We start from the raw sequence: 560 nt of genomic DNA on the forward strand, positions 1-560 counted from the left end.
GATCCCAGGCCGCGCCGGCATCGCCGCGCCGGCATCGGCCGCGCCGGCATCGGCCGCGCCGGCTTCGGCCAGCGAGACCGTCGACGCCATCGAGCTCTACGACGTCGCCGTCGGCAAGCTCTCCGGCTTCGCCGGCAACCGCCACCAGCTGAGGTTCTCGAGTGTCGACGGCAACCTCCAGACGAAGTACACCGTGCTCCGCTCCTTCTACTGCCCCGCGGGGGCGAACATCACCTTCCGGTGGGCATCCTCGCGCTGCACCCACCGGTCGACCTTCAAGCTGAAGAATGCCGTCATCGGCGGCGCGGTCGTGCGCATGGGCCGGCTCAGCACCACGGGCAACTCCGCCACGCTGCGCGGGCCGGTCACCGCGGTGAGCACCTCCTCGTCGGTGACCCGCTCGCTCGACGTCGACATCCGCATGTACTCCGACGAGCGGACCAACTGGGCCACGGGCACCTTCGGCAACCGGCCCCTGCAGCGCTCCGGTCAGTTCCTCAACTTCGGCGAGCTGTTCCGCTGATCCTGCGGTTCGCCGCCCGGGCCACTCGCCGGGCGGC

The 560-nt window shown here is 71.1% G+C and carries 1 protein-coding gene; it reads left to right on the forward strand.

From position 1 onward, the window contains the following. Positions 1-523, forward strand: a 523-nt coding sequence (locus AC2W7J_RS18695; RefSeq protein ID WP_485984308.1) for a hypothetical protein, incomplete at its 5' end; no start/stop codon positions are given. Positions 524-560: the final 37 nt, after the last annotated feature.

The sequence above is a fragment of the Janibacter sp. CFPM2_SD2 genome, from assembly GCF_057364645.1.